The organism is Geodermatophilus sp. CPCC 206100 (assembly GCF_048569675.1).
Taxonomy (GTDB): domain Bacteria; phylum Actinomycetota; class Actinomycetes; order Mycobacteriales; family Geodermatophilaceae; genus Geodermatophilus.
The window spans coordinates 34,552-51,307 of sequence record NZ_JAQISV010000015.1 but is presented as its reverse complement, the minus strand read 5'-3'; the positions used below and the strand labels follow the sequence as shown (position 1 = coordinate 51,307).

Sequence of the window (16,756 nt, the reverse complement as noted above, 5' to 3'; positions counted from 1 at the left end):
GGCCTGCGATGTCTCCCGCCGCCCCTGCCCGCGCCCGGGTCCTCGCGAAGCTCGCCGCGACGATCGTCCTCGCCGGAGCCCTGCTCGCCGCCATGATGCTGCCGTTCATCGGCGGCACCGGCATGGTCGCCCGCAACTCCGCGTCCCTGCTCGACGCCCTCCCGGTGGAACTCACCGACGAGGCGCCGGCCGGCAACACCCGGGTGCTGGCCGCCGACGGGTCACTGATCACCAACTTCTACACGAACAACCGCACGCCGGTGACGCCCGAGCAGGTCTCCGACGTCATGAAGCGGGCCCTCGTCGACATCGAGGACTCGCGGTTCTACGAGCACAACGGCCTGGACGTGCAGGGGACCCTCCGCGCGCTGGTGACCAACGTGGCGGCGGGGTCGGTGCGCGAGGGCGGGTCGACGCTCACCCAGCAGCTGGTCAAGCAGACGCTGGCCGAGACCGCCGACACCTCCGAGGAGCGGCAGGCGGCCACCGAGGAGAGCCTGGGCCGCAAGCTGCGGGAGGCCCGCCTGGCGCTGGCCCTGGAGGAGACCTACTCCAAGGACGAGATCCTCACCCGGTACCTGAACATCGCCTACTTCGGGCAGGGCGCCTACGGCATCCAGGCCGCCGCGCAGCGCTACTTCAGCGTCAACGCCGCCGACCTCACCCTGCCGCAGGCGGCCATGCTCGCCGGCCTGGTCCAGAGCCCGGCCAACGACGACCCGATCGCCAACCCGGAGAACGCCCAGGTCCGGCGCAACCAGGTGCTGCAGCGCATGTTCGACCTCGAGCACATCACCGAGCAGGAGCGGGCCGAGATCTCCGCCGCGCCGGTCGAGGTGGCGCCGGGCGCGCCGCCGGCCAACGGCTGCATCGACGCCTCCATCGGTGGCTTCTTCTGCGCCTTCGTGCACCAGCACCTCGTGCAGACCCTCGGCATCGACGAGTCGACGCTGCAGAACGGCGGCCTGACGATCCAGACCACGCTGCGGCCGGACATGCAGGCCGCGGGCGACCAGGCGGTGCTCGACACCCTGCCCATGGGCGACCCGCTGGCCGCCATGTACACCGCCGTCGAGCCGGGCACCGGCCACGTGCTGGCGATGAGCGTCAACCGCCGCTACGGCTGTGACGGGCCCGAGTGCGAGTCCGTCGTCCTCAACACCGCCCACAGCCAGGGCTCGGGGTCGACGTACAAGACCTTCGTCGCCGCCGCCGCGCTGGCCGAGGGGTACTCGCAGTACTACACGCTCACCACCGGGAACCCCTACGTCTCGCGGGTCTACAAGGACGGGCGGGCGGCCTACGACGTCCAGAACGCGGGCAACTACCCGGGGACGCTGGACATGGAGCGGGCGCTCTACATGTCCTCCAACACCTACTTCCTCGCCCTCGAGGACGCCCTGGGCAGCGTCGAGAAGCCGGTGCGCATGGCCGAGGCCATGGGAATGGACTTCACCTCGACCCCGGCCGACCAGATCATCGACGAGAACCGCGGGTCGTTCACCTTCGGCGCCGAGCCCACCAGCCCCCTGGACCTGGCCGAGGCCTACTCCACGCTGGCGGCCAACGGCACCCAGTGCGACCCGACGCCGGTCACCGCCGTCCTCGACGCCGAGGGGCAGCCGCTCACCGGGGACGACGGCCAGCCGGTCGTGCGCGGGGACGCCTGCACGCCGGAGGCCATCCCGGCGGGCGTGGCGAGCACGCTCAACCAGATGCTGCGCAAGGACGTCGAGCCCGGCCACCCCGGCCAGACCGGCGCGCGGGCCTACGTCCCCGGCCACCAGATCGCCGGCAAGACCGGGACGTCGCAGAACAACTTCTCGGTCGCGTTCGTCGGCTACACCCCGCAGTACGCGGCCAGCGTGATGGTGCTCAACCCCAAGGAGAACCAGAACGTCGGCGGCTTCGGTGGCGGCAAGGGCGCCACGATCTGGCACGACGCGATGGCGCCGGTCCTCACCGGCCAGCCGGTGGTTCCCTTCGCGGCGGCCGACCCGGTCATCCAGAACGGCAACACCCGGCCGGTCCCGGCGTGCTCGTCGGTGGACGAGTGCCGCACCGCCCTCGAGGCCGCCGGCCTGGAGTCCACGGTCGTGCAGGTGGACAGCGACCAGCCGCCGGGCACCCTGCTGGGCACCGACCCGGGGGCCGGCGGCCGGGCCACGCCCGAGCAGGTCATCGCCGTCCAGGTGAGCAACGGGGCGCGGTTCACCGCGCCGCCGGCGGCTCCTCCCGCTGACGGCGTCGCGCCGCCGGCGGCTCCTCCGGGCGACGGCGCAGGAGTGGGCGCACCACCCGCCAACTGACCCGCCGCGACGGCCCCGGCACCGGTTCCCCCGGTCGCCGGGGCCGTCGGGCGTCCGGGGTCGGTCAGCCCCCGCCGGGCCAGCTCAGGTCGCGGACGACGGCCAGGTGGTCGGACGGCGCCAGGCCGTCCGCCGGGTCGCCGGCCACCACCACCGGCTGTGGGCCGTCCAGGGCGGCGTCGGCGGCGTGCCCGCCGAGCGCCCGCGCCGTTCGCGCGCCTGCGTCGTCCCGTCGGCGCCCGGCCACCCGCACCCGACCGGGGGCCACGGGGCTCAGCCCAGCTGGCGGCGGACCTCGGCGGCCACCCGGCCGCCCTCGGCCCGCCCGGCCACCTCGGCCTGCACGGCACCCATGACCCGGCCCATGTCCTTCATCCCGGCGGCCCCGGTGCGGGTGACGGCGTCGGCGACGAGCGCGGCGAGGTCGGCGTCCTCGAGCTGGGCGGGCAGGTAGCCGGCCACCACCTCGCCCTCGGCGCGCTCCCGCTCGGCCTGCTCGCCGCGGCCGGCGGCGGCGAACGCCTCCGCGGCCTCCCGGCGCTTCTTCGCCTCGCGGCGCAGCACCGCCTGCACCTCGTCGTCGGCCAGCTCGCGGGCCTCCTTGCCGGCCACCTCCTCGGCGGTGACGGCCGTCAGCACCATGCGCAGGGTCGCGGTGCGCAGCTCGTCGCGGGCCTTCATGGCGGTGGTCAGGTCGGCTCGCAGGCGGTCCTTGAGGGCAGGCACGGCTCCAGCCTGGCACGGCGGCCCGCGCAACGGCGTCCGTACCCTGGGCTGTCGTGCGCCCGACCACCGCCGTTCCCGCGGCCGTCCTCGCCTCGGCCACCGCCGGGGTGGCCTACGCGTCCCTCTACGAGCGCAACCGCTGGACCCTGCGCCGGTTCGCCGTCCCGGTGCTGCCGCCGGGGTCCGCGCCGCTGACCGTCCTGCACCTGTCCGACCTGCACATGACCGCGCAGCAGCGGTCCAAGCAGGAGTGGGTGGCGTCCCTCGCCGAGTTGGAGCCGGACCTGGTCGTCAACACCGGGGACAACCTCGCCGGCCACGACGCCGTCCCGGGCACGCTGCGGGCCCTGGAGCCCCTGCTGAACCGTCCCGGCGCGTTCGTGCTGGGCAGCAACGACTACTTCGCGCCCCGGCCCAAGAACCCGCTGAAGTACTTCAAGCGCGACCACAAGCGGGTGCACGGCGACCCGCTGCCGTGGCGGGAGCTGCGCGACGGGCTGGCCGGCCGCGGCTGGCTGGACCTCACCAACGCCACCGGCGCGCTGGACGTCGGTGGACGGCGGATCGTGTTCGGCGGGGTCGACGACTCCCACATCCGCCGCGACCGCTACGACCGGATCGCCGGCCCGCCCGACGCGGGCGCGGACCTGCGGATGGGGCTGGCCCACTCCCCCGAGCCGCGCGTGCTCGACCGCTTCGCCACCGACGGCTACGACCTGGTCCTGTGCGGCCACACCCACGGCGGGCAGCTGCGCATCCCCTTCTACGGCGCGCTGGTCACCAACTGCGGCATCGACCGCGACCGCGTGCGCTGGCTGCACCGGTGGGCACCACCGGCCCCCGGCCGGCCCGCCGGCACCTGGCTGCACGTGTCGGCCGGGCTCGGCACGAGTCCCTACGCCCCCGCCCGGTTCGCCTGCCCGCCGGAGGCGACGTTCCTCACGCTGACCGCCCGTCAGGGCTGAGCCGGGGGTCGGCTAGACTCGTCCCGTACCTCGGGGTGTGGCGCAGCTTGGTAGCGCGCGTCGTTCGGGACGACGAGGTCGCAGGTTCAAATCCTGTCACCCCGACAGAGGACCGCAGGGGCCGCCGGAAGGCGGCCCCTGCGGCGTTCGGGGGTTGGCGCCCTCCCCGCCGGGGCACCGACGCCCTGATGACCGAGTGGCTGCTCCTCCTCGCTGCCGTGGCGCTCACGGCGCTCACCGGGTTCTTCGTGGCCGCCGAGTTCGCGCTCACGACGGTCGACCGGGGGCGGGCGGAGGAGGCTGCCCGCGCCGGGGACCGCCGCGCGGAGCGGGTCACCCAGGCCCTGCGCGGGCTGTCCACCCAGCTGTCGGCCGCCCAGCTGGGCATCACGATCACCACGCTCATCGTGGGCTACCTGGCCGAGCCGGCGCTGGGCCAGCTGCTGCACGGCCCGCTCGCGGCGGTGGGCCTGCCGGCGGGCGCGGTCACCGGGGTCGCCTACGGCCTGGCCCTGGCCCTGGCGACGACGCTGCAGATGCTGCTCGGCGAGCTGGGCCCGAAGAACCTGGCGATCGCCAACCCGCTGGTCGTCGCCGGGGCGGTGGCGCCCGGGATGCGGGCCTTCACGCGCGTCACCGGCGTCGTCGTCAACAACCTGCAGCGGCTGGCCAACGCCATCGTCCGCCGGCTGGGCATCGAGCCCCGCGAGGAGCTCGACTCCGCACGCGGCGCCGAGGAGCTCGCCGCGGTGGCCCGCCGCTCGGCCGAGGAGGGCGACCTGTCCCCCGTCGCCGCGCGGCTGCTGCAGCGGTCGCTGGGGCTGCGGCAGAAGTACGCCACCGACGTCATGACGCCGCGCACCCGGCTGTGGTCGCTGCCGGTGGACGCCACCGCCGCCGACGTGATCGCGGCCGCCGTCGAGTCGGGCAACTCCCGCTTCCCCGTGCACGGCGCCGACCTCGACGAGGTGACCGGCATCGTCCACGTCAAGCACGCGGTCGCCGTCCCCGAGGCCGAGCGGGGGGTGCGCACGGCCGGCGACCTGGCTGCCCCGGTGCTCGCCGTCCCGTCGTCCCTGCAGCTGGAGCGGCTGCTGGACCTGCTGCGCGACCAGGGCCTGCAGATCGCCCTGGTGGTCGACGAGTGGGGCGCCACGCACGGGGTGGTCACCCTGGAGGACATCGTGGAGGAGCTGGTCGGGGAGATCTCCGACGAGACCGACCAGCCGCTGCGCACCCTGCGCCGCGCCGGCGAGCAGACCTGGCTGCTGTCGGGGCTGCTGCGCCCGGACGAGGTGCGCGACCGCACCGGCGTGCCGATCCCGGAGGGCCGGTACGAGACGCTGGCCGGCTTCCTCACCGAGCGGCTGCAGCGGCTGCCGGAGGTCGGCGACCGGGTGCACCTGGAGGGCGCGCGGCTCACCGTGGAGTCCCTCGACGGCCGGCGGGTGGCGCGGGTGCGCGCCGAGCGGGTCGAGGTCCCGGCCGGCGAGGAGGTGGCAGCCGCGTGAGCGACGTCCTGAGCCTGCTGGTCCTGGTCGTGCTGCTGCTGGGCAACGCCTTCTTCGTCGCCGCCGAGTTCGCGCTGGTCTCCGCGCGGGTCGACCAGATCGAGCCTCGGGCCGACGCCGGCTCGGCGCGCGCCCGCCGGACGCTGGCCGCGATGCGCAACGTCTCGCAGATGATGGCCGGCGCGCAGCTGGGCATCACGCTGTGCTCGCTGGGGCTGGGCGCGGTCGGCGAGCCGGCGGTGGCGCACCTCATCGAGGCGCCGATGGCCGCCGCGGGCGTGCCCGAGGGTCTGCTGCACCCGATCGCCCTGGTGATCGCCCTGTCTCTGGTCACCGTCCTGCACATGGTGCTCGGCGAGATGGTGCCGAAGAACATCACGATCGCCGGCCCCGACCGCGCGGCGCTGGTCCTCGGTCCCCCGCTGGCCACCTTCGTCCGGGTGCTGCGGCCGGTCATCTGGTTCTTCAACACCGTCGCCAACGCGTTCGTCCGGCTCTTCGGCGTGCAGCCCACCGACGAGGTGGCGGCCAGCTTCGACGAGACCGAGATCCGCTCGATGGTCACGCAGTCCCGGCAGGAGGGTCTCCTCGGCAACGAGGTGAGCGAACTGGCGGCCGGGGCGCTGACCTTCGAGCAGCACAGCGTCGAGTCGGTGCTGATGCCGCTGGACCGGGTGGTCACCGTGCCGCCGTCCACGACGCCGCGGCAGCTGGAGGCCGTGGTCGCCGAGCACGGCTTCAGCCGCTACCCCGTCCGCGGCGAGGACGGCGGCCTGCTCGGGTACGTCCACGTCAAGGACGTCCTGGGCGTGGCCCCGGCCGAGCGCGACCGGCCGATCGCCGAGGAGCACGTCACCCCGCTGGTGCCGCTGCGGCCCGGGACGGCGCTGCCCGACGTGCTCTCCGAGATGCGCGTCCAGGGCGCCCACCTCGGCCGGGTGGGGCAGGACGGCCGCACGACCGGCGTCGTGGCCCTCGAGGACGTCCTCGAGCAGCTCATCGGCGACGTCCGGGACGCCGCCGTCGAGCACCCCGGAGCCGCCGTGCAGGAGGGGGCGGGCGCCGGGGGAAGATGACCGGCGTGAACGCCGAGCCCGCCCCCACGCCGGGGGGCGCCGACCCCCGTCCCGGCGTCATCACCCCCGCCATCCCGACGCCGTACGCCAGGGCGCTCCCGGCCGAGGTCACCGCCCGCTGGCAGGCCCGCTTCCGGGCGCCGCGGGTGAGCCTCCCGGACTGGGCGCTGGAGGCCCCGCACCGCTGCCTGTACACCTCCGACGTCAGCGGCGTCGTCGAGCAGTACGCCTGGGACCGGCGGACCGACGTCCACCGGCAGGTCACCGACCGGGCCAACGGCACGCTGATCGGCACGCTCAGCCCGGACGGCGAGACGATCTGGTGGTTCGCCGACACCGACGGCGACGAGTTCGGCACCTGGATGGTCCAGCCCTTCGCCGGCGGGGCAGACCGCGTCGCCGTGCCGGAGGTCGAGCCGGCCTATCCGGCGGGGCTGGAGATCGGCACCCGCGTCGTGGCGATCGGCCGGTCCACCGACGACGGCTCCGAGCTGTGGCTGGCCCCGGTCGGCGGCACACCGCGGGTGGTCTACCGGCACGAGGACCCCGCGTCCGTGGACGCGCTCACCCACGACGAGGACCTGCTGGTCATCTCGCACTCCGAGCACGGCGACCCGCGCTACCCGGCGCTGCGCGTGCTCCGGACCTCCGACGACTCGGTGCTCGCGGAGAAGTGGGACGGCGAGGGCCGCGGTCTGCACGCGCTGGAGTTCGCCCCGCTGCCCGGCGACCGGCGGCTGCTGGTCGGCCACGAGCGCCGCGGCCGCGAGGAGCTGCTCGTCTGGGACGTCGGCACGGACACCGAGACCGAGCTCGTCCTCGACCTGCCCGGGGACGTCACCGCCGGCTGGTACCCCGACGGCACCGCGCTGCTGGTCGGGCACGACCACGCCGCCCGCAGCGAGCTCTACCGCTACGACCTGGCCACCGGGACGCTCGAGGCGCTGGACACCCCGCGCGGCGTGGTCCGCGGGGCCACCGCCCGCCCGGACGGCACGGTGGAGCTGGCCTGGTCGAACGCCCAGCAGCCGCCGGTGATCCGCCGGGCCGACGGGCCGGTCGTGCTGGCCGCCCCCGGCGAGGAGCCCCCGGCCGCCTACCCGGTGGAGGACCGCTGGGTGCCCGGGCCGGGCGGCGACGTGCACGCGCTGCTGGTGCGCCCGGCCGGTCCCGCCCCGTACGCGACGGCGTTCCTGGTGCACGGCGGGCCGGAGTCGGCCGACGACGACTCCTACCGCGCCCGCCGGGCGGCCTACGTGGACGCCGGCTACGCGGTCGTGCACGTCAACTACCGCGGGTCCACCGGCTACGGCAGCGCCTGGCGGGACGCGCTGACCGGTCGGCCGGGGCTGACCGAGCTCGAGGACGTGGCCGCGGTCTACGACGCGCTCGTGGCGGAGGGGTTCCTCGACCCGGGACGCGCGCTGATCACCGGCGGCTCGTGGGGCGGCTTCCTCACCCTGCTCGGGCTGGGCACCCAGCCCGAGCGCTGGGCCGCCGGGATCGCCGAGGTGCCGGTCGCGGACTACCTCGCCGCCTACGAGGACGAGATGGAGGGCCTGCGGGCCTACGACCGGGCGCTGTTCGGCGGGTCACCGGAGGAGGTGCGCGACGTGTACGTCCGCTCCTCGCCGATCACCTACGTCGACGACGTCCGCGCACCGGTGCTCGTGGTCGCCGGCGCCAACGACCCGCGCTGCCCCATCCGGCAGATCGAGAACTACCTGGGCCGCCTCGACGAGCTGGACAAACCGCACGAGGTGTACCGGTTCGACGCCGGCCACGGGTCGCTGGTCATCGAGGAGACCATCCGCCAGGTCGAGGTCGCGCTGAGCTTCGCGCTCCGCAACGTCCGCCCGTAGCGGAGTGCAGGAGTGCAGGGACCCTGCACTCCTGCACTCCGCTCAGCGCGAGCGGGCGATGAGCTCGGCGATCTGGACGGTGTTGAGCGCGGCGCCCTTGCGCAGGTTGTCGTTGCTCACGAACAGCGCCAGGCCGCGGCCGTCGTCCACGCCCGGGTCCTGCCGGATGCGGCCGACGTAGCTCGGGTCCTGCCCGGCCGCCTGCTGCGGGTTCGGCACGGCGGTCAGCTCCACGCCGGGTGCGCCGGTGAGCAGCTCGGTGGCCCGCTCGACCGACAGCGGGCGGGCGAACTCGACGTTGAGCGACAGCGAGTGCCCGGTGAAGACCGGCACCCGGACGCAGGTGCCCGACACCCGCAGCTCCGGGATCTCGAGGATCTTGCGGCTCTCGTTGCGGAGCTTCTGCTCCTCGTCGGTCTCGTGGGTGCCGTCGTCGACCAGCGAGCCGGCCATCGGCAGCACGTTGTAGGCGATCGGCTTCACGTACTTGACCGGCTCGGGGAAGGTCACCGCCGTCCCGTCGTGGGTCAACTCGGCGGCCTTGTCCACGACCGCCTTGACCTGGGTGTCGAGCTCCTCGACCCCGGCCAGGCCGCTGCCGGACACCGCCTGGTAGGTGCTCGCCACGATGCGGACCAGCTGGGCCTCGTCGTGCAGCGGCTTGAGCACCGGCATCGCGGCCATCGTGGTGCAGTTGGGGTTGGCGATGATGCCCTTGCGCACCTCGCCGAGGGCGTGCGGGTTCACCTCGGCGACGATCAGCGGGACGTCGGGGTCGCGCCGCCACGCCGAGCTGTTGTCGATCACGGTGACGCCGGCCTCGGCGTACTTCGGCGCCAGCGCCCGGGAGGTGGTCGCGCCCGCGGAGAACAGCGCGACGTCCAGGCCGGTGGGGTCGGCGGTGGCGGCGTCCTCGACGCGGATCTCGCCGTCGCCCCACGGCAGGGTGCTGCCGGCCGAGCGGGCGGAGGCGAACAACCGCAGCTCGCTGATCGGGAAGTCGCGCTCGGCGAGGATCCGGCGCATCACGGCGCCCACCTGGCCGGTGGCGCCGACGACGCCGACCCGCAGTCCGTCGTTGCGCAGGCTCATCGTCCGGTCCCTCCGTAGACGACCGCCTCGGCCTCGTCGGTGCCGAGGTCGAAGGCGTCGTGCACCGCGCGGACGGCGAGGTCCACGTCGGTGTCGCGGCACACGACGGAGATGCGGATCTCCGAGGTGCTGATCAGTTCGAGGTTGACGCCGGCGTCGGCCAGCGCGCCGAAGAAGCGGGCCGAGACCCCCGGGTGCGACCGCATCCCCGCGCCGACCAGGGACACCTTGCCGATGTGCTGGTCGAACCGGACGTCGGTGTAGCCGACGGTGTGCTTGACCTTCTCCAGCGCCGCGATCGCGGCCGGGCCGTCGCTCTTGGGCAGCGTGAAGGAGATGTCGGCGAGCTTGCTCGCCTCGGCCGACACGTTCTGCACGATCATGTCGATGTTGATCTCCGCGTCGGCGAGCACGCGGAAGATCTGCGCCGCCTCACCCGGCCGGTCGGGCACACCGAAGACGGTGATCTTGCCCTCGGAGCGGTCGTGCGCGACGCCGGTGATGATGGCCTGTTCCACCGTGAGGTCCTCCATCGAGCCGGTCACGATCGTGCCGGGGAGCTGGGAGTAGGAGCTGCGGACGTGCACCGGGATGCCGTAGCGGCGGGCGTACTCGACGCAGCGGAGCATGAGCACCTTGGCCCCGGAGGCGGCGAGCTCGAGCATCTCCTCGTAGGTGATGCGGTCCAGCCGCCGGGCGTTGGGCACGATCCGCGGGTCGGCGGTGAAGACGCCGTCGACGTCGGTGTAGATCTCGCAGACGTCAGCCTGCAGCGCGGCGGCGACCGCGACCGCGGTGGTGTCGGAGCCACCGCGGCCCAGCGTCGTCACGTCCTTGGTGTCCTGGCTGACGCCCTGGAAGCCGGCCACGATGACGATCGCGCCCTCGTCCAGCGCCCCGCGCAGCCGGCCCGGCGTGACGTCGATGATCCGCGCCTTGCCGTGGCTCGAGGTCGTGATCACCCCGGCCTGGGAGCCGGTGAACGACCGCGCCTGGTAGCCGTGCGTGTTGATCGCGATGGCCAGCAGCGCCATGGAGATCCGCTCGCCGGCGGTGAGCAGCATGTCCAGCTCGCGCCCGGCCGGGTCGTCGGTGATCTGAGCCGCGAGGTCCAGCAGCTCGTCGGTCGTGTCACCCATCGCGGAGACCACGACGACGACGTCGTCGCCGTCCTTCTTGGCCGCGACGATGCGCTCGGCGACGCGCTTGATGTGCGCGGCGGAGGCGACGGAGGAGCCGCCGTACTTCTGGACGACGAGGGCCACGGGTCCACAGGCTACCGACGTCCGCGCGGACCGTGGTTGCGTCCCCCGGGACGGGACGATGTGATCACGCGGTGGACGATCCGGAGCTCTGGTTGCTGACCGCGGAGGAGCGCGGCAACCCGGCCACGACACTGCCCGGGTGGACGGCCGGCAACCTCGCCGAGCCACTCCTGCACGGCAGCACCTACTTCGCCCGGCTGGTCGAGGAGGTCCGCACGCTCAACGCCGGGGACCACCTGTTCTTCACCGACTGGCGCGGCGATCCCGACGAGCTGCTGCAGGACGGTGGCCCCACCGTCGCCGAGCTGTTCACCGAGGCGGTGAAACGCGGTGTCTGCGTCCGCGGCCTGGTCTGGCGGTCGCACATGGACCGCCTGGCGCTGAGCAAGGAGGCCAACCGGGCGCTGGACGTCGAGATCGAGCACGGCGGCGGCGAGGTGATCCTCGACCAGCGGATCCGCCGGTTCGGCAGCCACCACCAGAAGCTGGTCGTCCTCCGGCACGACGAGGACTCCTCGAAGGACGTCGCGTTCGTCGGGGGGATCGACCTCTGTCACGGGCGGCGCGACGACGCCGACCACCACGGCGACCCGCAGCCGCTGCCGATGGCGGCCGCCTACGGCGAGAACCCGCCGTGGCACGACGTCCAGCTGCAGGTCCGCGGGCCGGCCGTGCACGTGCTCGACACCGTCTTCCGCGAGCGCTGGAACGACCCCAACAGCCCCGACCAGGACCACCCGATCGCCTGGATCCACGACAAGCTGCACCACACGCGGCTGCACGCCGACCCCCTGCCGCCGCAGCTGCCGCCGCCGCCGGAGTGCGGCCCGCACTTCGTGCAGAACCTCCGGACCTACCCGGCGATCCGGCCGCCGTACGACTTCGCGCCGAACGGCGAACGCTCGGTGGCCCGCGGCTACACGAAGGCGATCAAGCGAGCGCGGCGGCTGATCTACCTCGAGGACCAGTACATGTGGTCGGCCGAGGTCGCCCGTCTGTTCGCCGAGGCCCTGCGCGACCACCCGGACCTCCACCTCGTCGTCGTCGTCCCCCGCGTGCCCGACCAGGACGGCGCGTTCGCCGAGCGGCCGCAGTACGTCGGCCGCTGGCAGGCGATCGAGCTGTGCCGCAAGGCGGGCCAGGGACGCGTGCACGTGTTCGACGTCGAGAACCACGTGGGCACCCCGGTCTACGTCCACGCGAAGGTGTGCGTGGTCGACGACACCTGGGTCAGCGTCGGCAGCGACAACTTCAACCGGCGCTCGTGGACCCACGACAGCGAGCTGTCCAGCACCGTCCTCGACACCACCCGTGACCACCGGGAGCCGCGCGACCCGGCCGGGACCGGGGAGGGCGCTCGTACGTTCGCCCGGGACCTGCGGCTGGCCCTGGCACGCGAGCACCTGGACCTCGCCGCCGACGGCAGCGAGGACGACCAGGTGCTGGACCCCGACGCGTTCGTCGACGTCCTCATCCAGCGCGCGGCGGCGCTCGACGCGTGGCACGACGGCGGCCGGCGAGGGCCCCGCCCCCCGGGCCGGCTGCGCGAGCACCACGCCGAACGGCTGCCGCTGTTCACCCGGCTCTGGGCGACGCCGGTCTACCGGCTGTTCGACGACCCGGACGGCCGTCCGTTGCGGCTGCGGCTGGCCAAGCGCTTCTGACGCCCGCCGCGATGGCTCCCCGCGGGCACCGCCCCCGCCGCGGGCGACTTCTCGCGGTCACCGCCACGGACCGGGACCGTCCCCGCGGATGCTCGTGCTCTGCCCACCCCGGTGGGCAGAGCACGAGAGGGAGCCCCCGAGTAGACCTCCGGCCGTGCTCGTGCTCTGCCCCCGCCTGTGGGTAGAGCACGAGCTTCCACAGATCGACCTGTCGGGTCCGGACGTCAGCAGCGGGGCGCGACGCTCGAGAGCGTGACGGAACTGGATCTCGGTGGCGTCCTGCGCCGCATCCGTCGCGTCGCCGACCTGTCGCAGCGGGAGCTGGCGGAGAACATCGGCGTCTCCAAGTCCGCGGTCGCCGCCGCGGAGAGCGGACAGCGGGGCCTGGACGCCCGGGCGCTGGCGCGCGCCGCGGCGCTGGCGGGACTGCGGCTGGTCCTGGTCGACGGGGCCGCCCGGGTCGTGCCGGGCATGGACCCCGGCGCGGTGGTGGACGAGGCGGGGCGGCGCTACCCCGCACACCTGGACACCCGGTACACCGACGAGGGGTGGTGGCACGACGAGCACCGCTACAGCCGTCGACGGCTCTGGTACACGTTCGACCGGGACCGTCAGCGGCGCGACGCCACCCGCCGCGTCCGCGGGACGCCCGCCGACCACCAGCTGCCCCGCCCGGGCGACGCCCCGGAGCAGCGGGCGGAGGCACGCCGGCTGGCGCGGTGGCGGGTCCGGGAGGCCGAGCGGCAGCGCCGGTTCCTCGCCGGCGAGCTGAACGGCGTGGACCTGGGCTTCCGGTGCGACTGCCCGCCCGCGTGCGACGAGCTCGAGGACCGGCCCGGCCCGGCGGTGCACGCGCCCGATTGCCCGTGTCGCTGCGACCTCGCCTGAGCCGCTGCTACCGTGAGCCCGTGCGCGGCAGCCTCCTGCTTACCCGCCGCGGCGAGGCCCTCTCCTAGGTCGGCCCCCTCGCCGCGGAGTCCGCGCGTTCCCGGCGCCCTGCTGACCGCCCCCGGAGCTGAGTCCAGCCCGCGCCCTGAGGAGCGACACCCGTGAGCAGGAACACGAACGACAAGCACCCGCACGTCCGCAACCCGCAGCGCGCCTCCGGCATGCCGGTCCACCGGTACGCCCCCTTCACCCCGGTCGTGCTGCCCGACCGCACCTGGCCCGACGTCGTCACGACGACGGCCCCGCGCTGGTGCGCGGTCGACCTGCGCGACGGCAACCAGGCGCTCATCGACCCCATGACGCCCGACCGCAAGCGGCGGATGTTCGAGCTGCTGGTCCGGATGGGCTACAAGGAGATCGAGGTCGGCTTCCCGGCGGCCAGCCAGACCGACTTCGACTTCGTCCGGCAGCTCATCGAGGACGACCTGGTACCCGACGACGTCACCATCCAGGTGCTGACCCAGGCCCGGGACGAGCTGATCGAGCGCACCTACGAGTCGCTGCGCGGCGCGAAGCAGGCGATCGTCCACCTCTACAACTCGACGTCCACCCTGCAGCGGCGGGTCGTGTTCGGCTCCGACCGTGCGGGCATCGTCGACATCGCCGTCCACGGCGCGCAGGTGGTGCGCAAGCTGGCCGAGCAGCTGAGCGGCACCGAGATCTCCTTCGAGTACTCCCCCGAGTCCTTCACCGGCACCGAGCTGGACTTCGCCGTCGAGGTCTGCAACGCCGTCACCGACGTCTGGGAGCCCACTCCGGACCGGCCGACGATCATCAACCTGCCGGCCACGGTGGAGATGGCCGAGCCGACGGTGTACGCCGACCAGATCGAGTGGATGCACCGCAACCTGGGCCGGCGCGACGCCGTCGTCCTCAGCCTGCACCCGCACAACGACCGCGGCACCGCCGTCGCCGCCGCCGAGCTGGGCTACCGCGCCGGGGCCGACCGCATCGAGGGCTGCCTGTTCGGCAACGGTGAGCGCACCGGCAACGTCGACCTGGTCACCCTGGGGCTGAACCTGTTCAGCCAGGGCATCGACCCGCAGATCGACTTCTCCGACATCGACGAGATCCGCCGCACCGTGGAGTACTGCAACCAGCTGGGCGTGCACGAGCGCCACCCCTACGGCGGCGACCTGGTCTACACCGCGTTCTCCGGCTCGCACCAGGACGCGATCAACAAGGGCTTCAAGGCACTGGAGGCCGACGCCCGGGCCGCGGAGAAGCCGGTCGAGGACATGCCCTGGGCCGTGCCGTACCTGCCGATCGACCCCAAGGACGTCGGCCGCAGCTACGAGGCCGTCATCCGGGTCAACAGCCAGTCCGGCAAGGGCGGCGTCGCCTACATCATGAAGACCGAGAACCACCTCGACCTGCCGCGCCGGCTGCAGATCGAGTTCAGCGCGGTGGTCCAGCGGCACACCGACGACGAGGGCGGCGAGGTGACCGCCCAGCAGATGTGGGCGGCCTTCTCCAGCGAGTACCTGCCCGACCTGGACGCGCCGTGGGGCCGCTTCGCGCTGGCCGGTCACCGGCACACCGCGCACGGGGCGCAGCTCGACGAGATGGTGGTCGAGCTGGTCGACAACGGCGTCCCGACGACGGTCTCCGGGCGCGGGAACGGGCCCATCGCCGCGTTCGTCGACGCGCTGCGGACCGTCGACGTCGACGTCCGGGTGCTCGACTACGCCGAGCACGCCATGTCCGCCGGCGGTGACGCGCGAGCGGCGGCCTACGTCGAGTGCGCCGTCGGCGAGCGGGTGCTGTGGGGCGTGGGCATCGACCCGAACATCGTCAGCGCGTCCCTGCGCGCGGTCGTCTCGGCGGTGAACCGCGCACAGCGGTAGAAATCCTGCGTGCGGGCGTCGGAGAGTGCCGGGCCCGGACGACGGAGGGCTGTGAGCGGCAGCCCGGGATCGCGTGCGGTGGCACCACCGCCCGATCCCGGGCTGCTGTCGCTCTACGACCGCGCGCTGCCCGAGGTCTACGGCTACCTGCTGTCCCGGTGCGGGCAGCGGGCGCTGGCCGAGGACCTCACCGCGGAGACGTTCCTCGCCGCGGTCCGGGCCGAGGCCGGCGGCGGTGGGCCGGTCACGGTGCCGTGGCTCATCGGCACCGCGCGGCACAAGCTGGTCGACCACTGGCGCCGGCAGGAGCGCGAGCAGCGCAGCCTGCAGCTGGTCGCGGGCGGGGACGAGGCCGCCGAGGACCCGTGGGAGGTCCGACTCGACGCCCTGCGCGCCGGGCAGGTGCTCGGGCAGCTGAGCACCCAGCACCGGGCCGCGCTGACCCTCCGCTACGTCGACGACCTGCCGGTGCCCCAGGTCGCGGCCCTCCTCGGACGGACCGTGCACGCTACCGAGGCGCTCCTGGTCCGCGCCCGCACCGCCTTCCGCCGCGTCTACGAGTCCACGGGAGGTGCCCGGTGACCGATCCCGAGCGGCCCTTCCGAGGACTGCAGCGGCCGGCCGCCGCGGCCGACCCCGACCCCCGCTTCGCCGCCGAGCTCCGGGACCGGCTGCGCCGTGCGCTGCTGGAGCAGTCCCCGGTCGACGTTCCGTCCCGATCCACCGATCCCTCCGGAGGTGCCCCGATGTCGCAGCTGGTCCCCTACCTGGTCGTCCGCGACGCCCGCGCGGCGATGGCCTGGTACGCCGAGGCGCTCGGCGCCCGCGTCGTGGGCGATCCGTACGTCTCCGACGACGACCGCATCGGCCACGCCGAGCTCGACGTGGGGGGCGTGCCGCTCTACCTCGCCGACGAGCACCCCGAGCTGGGGCTCACCGGCCCCGAGAGCGGGCGGGTCAGCGTCTCGCTGCACCTGGCCGTTCCCGACGTCGACGGCGCCGTCGCCCGCGCCGCCGCGGTGGGGGCGACCGTGGAGCGCGAGCCCACCGACGCCCCGTACGGGCGCACGGGCGTGCTCGTGGACCCGTACGGGCACCGCTGGATGCTGCAGACCCCGGTCGGGGCGTCGTCCGCGCCCCGGCCGCCGGTCCGGTCCGGCGACACCGTCTACCTGACCCTGCGCGTGCCGGACGGCGCCCGGGCCCGCGACTTCTACGAGGCCGTGCTCGGCTGGTCGATGAGCTCCGGCCGGGTAGAGGACGGCTGGGAGGACCAGTCGGTGACCCCCATGGTGGGCATCGGCGGCGGCGCGTCGCACGACCTGGGCGCCGTGCCGATGTACGCCGTCGACGACATCGAGGTCGCCGTCGCCGCGGTGCGGACGGCGGGCGGTCAGGCCGGTGAGGTCGAGCGCCAGCCCTACGGCCTGTCGGCGTACTGCCGCGACGACCAGGGGCTGCCGTTCTGGCTGGGCCAGCTGGGCTGACTCC

General features: G+C 74.1%; 14 protein-coding genes and 1 tRNA gene. 11 read left to right on the top strand and 4 right to left on the bottom strand.

Annotation, left to right across the window (positions count from 1 at the left end):
- Positions 1-8 precede the first annotated feature (8 nt).
- Positions 9-2,309 (top strand): penicillin-binding protein, encoded by a 2,301-nt coding sequence (locus PGN05_RS08740; RefSeq protein ID WP_419752141.1) that lies wholly within the window; start codon positions 9-11, stop codon positions 2,307-2,309.
- Positions 2,310-2,373: 64 nt separating this feature from the next.
- Here PGN05_RS08740 and PGN05_RS08735 read toward each other — a convergent pair whose 3' ends face one another.
- Together PGN05_RS08735 and PGN05_RS08730 are read right to left on the bottom strand one after the other, a co-directional pair.
- On the bottom strand, positions 2,374-2,577 hold the full coding sequence (locus PGN05_RS08735; RefSeq protein WP_419752140.1) for a hypothetical protein: 204 nt from the start codon (positions 2,575-2,577) through the stop codon (positions 2,374-2,376).
- A gap of 5 nt (positions 2,578-2,582) precedes the next feature.
- The gene (locus tag PGN05_RS08730; protein ID WP_419752139.1) at positions 2,583-3,035 is read right to left on the bottom strand and encodes a GatB/YqeY domain-containing protein; all 453 of its coding nucleotides are present in this window, start codon (positions 3,033-3,035) and stop codon (positions 2,583-2,585) included.
- Positions 3,036-3,088: 53 nt separating this feature from the next.
- Here PGN05_RS08730 and PGN05_RS08725 point away from each other — a divergent pair, with 53 nt between their 5' ends.
- The 5 genes from PGN05_RS08725 (at position 3,089) to PGN05_RS08705 (ending at position 8,449) form a co-directional block, all read left to right on the top strand.
- On the top strand, positions 3,089-4,000 hold the full coding sequence (locus tag PGN05_RS08725; RefSeq protein ID WP_419752138.1) for a metallophosphoesterase: 912 nt from the start codon (positions 3,089-3,091) through the stop codon (positions 3,998-4,000).
- Between the two features lie 31 nt (positions 4,001-4,031).
- A tRNA-Pro gene (locus tag PGN05_RS08720) sits at positions 4,032-4,105 on the top strand.
- Positions 4,106-4,188: 83 nt separating this feature from the next.
- The gene (locus PGN05_RS08715) at positions 4,189-5,511 is read left to right on the top strand and encodes a hemolysin family protein (RefSeq protein WP_419752137.1); all 1,323 of its coding nucleotides are present in this window, start codon (positions 4,189-4,191) and stop codon (positions 5,509-5,511) included.
- The gene (locus PGN05_RS08710) at positions 5,508-6,587 is read left to right on the top strand and encodes a hemolysin family protein (RefSeq protein ID WP_419752136.1); all 1,080 of its coding nucleotides are present in this window, start codon (positions 5,508-5,510) and stop codon (positions 6,585-6,587) included. The genes PGN05_RS08715 and PGN05_RS08710 overlap by 4 nt, the downstream gene beginning before the upstream one ends.
- A 5-nt stretch (positions 6,588-6,592) precedes the next feature.
- A complete protein-coding gene (locus PGN05_RS08705; protein ID WP_419752135.1) occupies positions 6,593-8,449 on the top strand; it encodes a prolyl oligopeptidase family serine peptidase in 1,857 nt (618 codons plus the stop codon).
- 42 nt (positions 8,450-8,491) lie between these two features.
- On the opposite strand, the gene PGN05_RS08700 is transcribed toward PGN05_RS08705, so the two are convergent.
- Entirely contained in the window at positions 8,492-9,541 is a 1,050-nt protein-coding gene (locus PGN05_RS08700) for an aspartate-semialdehyde dehydrogenase (RefSeq protein WP_419752134.1), read from the bottom strand.
- Positions 9,538-10,806 carry an aspartate kinase gene (locus PGN05_RS08695; protein WP_419752133.1) on the bottom strand — a complete coding sequence of 423 codons (1,269 nt, stop codon included), beginning with the start codon at positions 10,804-10,806 and terminating at the stop codon, positions 9,538-9,540. The genes PGN05_RS08700 and PGN05_RS08695 overlap by 4 nt, the downstream gene beginning before the upstream one ends.
- A gap of 71 nt (positions 10,807-10,877) precedes the next feature.
- Here PGN05_RS08695 and PGN05_RS08690 point away from each other — a divergent pair, with 71 nt between their 5' ends.
- The 5 genes from PGN05_RS08690 to PGN05_RS08670 all read left to right on the top strand — a co-directional run bounded on the left by PGN05_RS08690 (position 10,878) and on the right by PGN05_RS08670 (position 16,752).
- Positions 10,878-12,470 (top strand): phospholipase D family protein, encoded by a 1,593-nt coding sequence (locus PGN05_RS08690; RefSeq protein WP_419752132.1) that lies wholly within the window; start codon positions 10,878-10,880, stop codon positions 12,468-12,470.
- Positions 12,471-12,722: 252 nt separating this feature from the next.
- Positions 12,723-13,358 carry a helix-turn-helix domain-containing protein gene (locus PGN05_RS08685; protein ID WP_419752131.1) on the top strand — a complete coding sequence of 212 codons (636 nt, stop codon included), beginning with the start codon at positions 12,723-12,725 and terminating at the stop codon, positions 13,356-13,358.
- A gap of 161 nt (positions 13,359-13,519) precedes the next feature.
- Positions 13,520-15,265, top strand: a complete 1,746-nt coding sequence (gene leuA / locus PGN05_RS08680) for a 2-isopropylmalate synthase (protein WP_419752130.1) — start codon at positions 13,520-13,522, stop codon at positions 15,263-15,265.
- A gap of 78 nt (positions 15,266-15,343) precedes the next feature.
- On the top strand, positions 15,344-15,847 hold the full coding sequence (locus tag PGN05_RS08675) for an RNA polymerase sigma factor (protein WP_419752129.1): 504 nt from the start codon (positions 15,344-15,346) through the stop codon (positions 15,845-15,847).
- Entirely contained in the window at positions 15,844-16,752 is a 909-nt protein-coding gene (locus PGN05_RS08670) for a VOC family protein (RefSeq protein ID WP_419752128.1), read from the top strand. The genes PGN05_RS08675 and PGN05_RS08670 overlap by 4 nt, the downstream gene beginning before the upstream one ends.
- Positions 16,753-16,756: the final 4 nt, after the last annotated feature.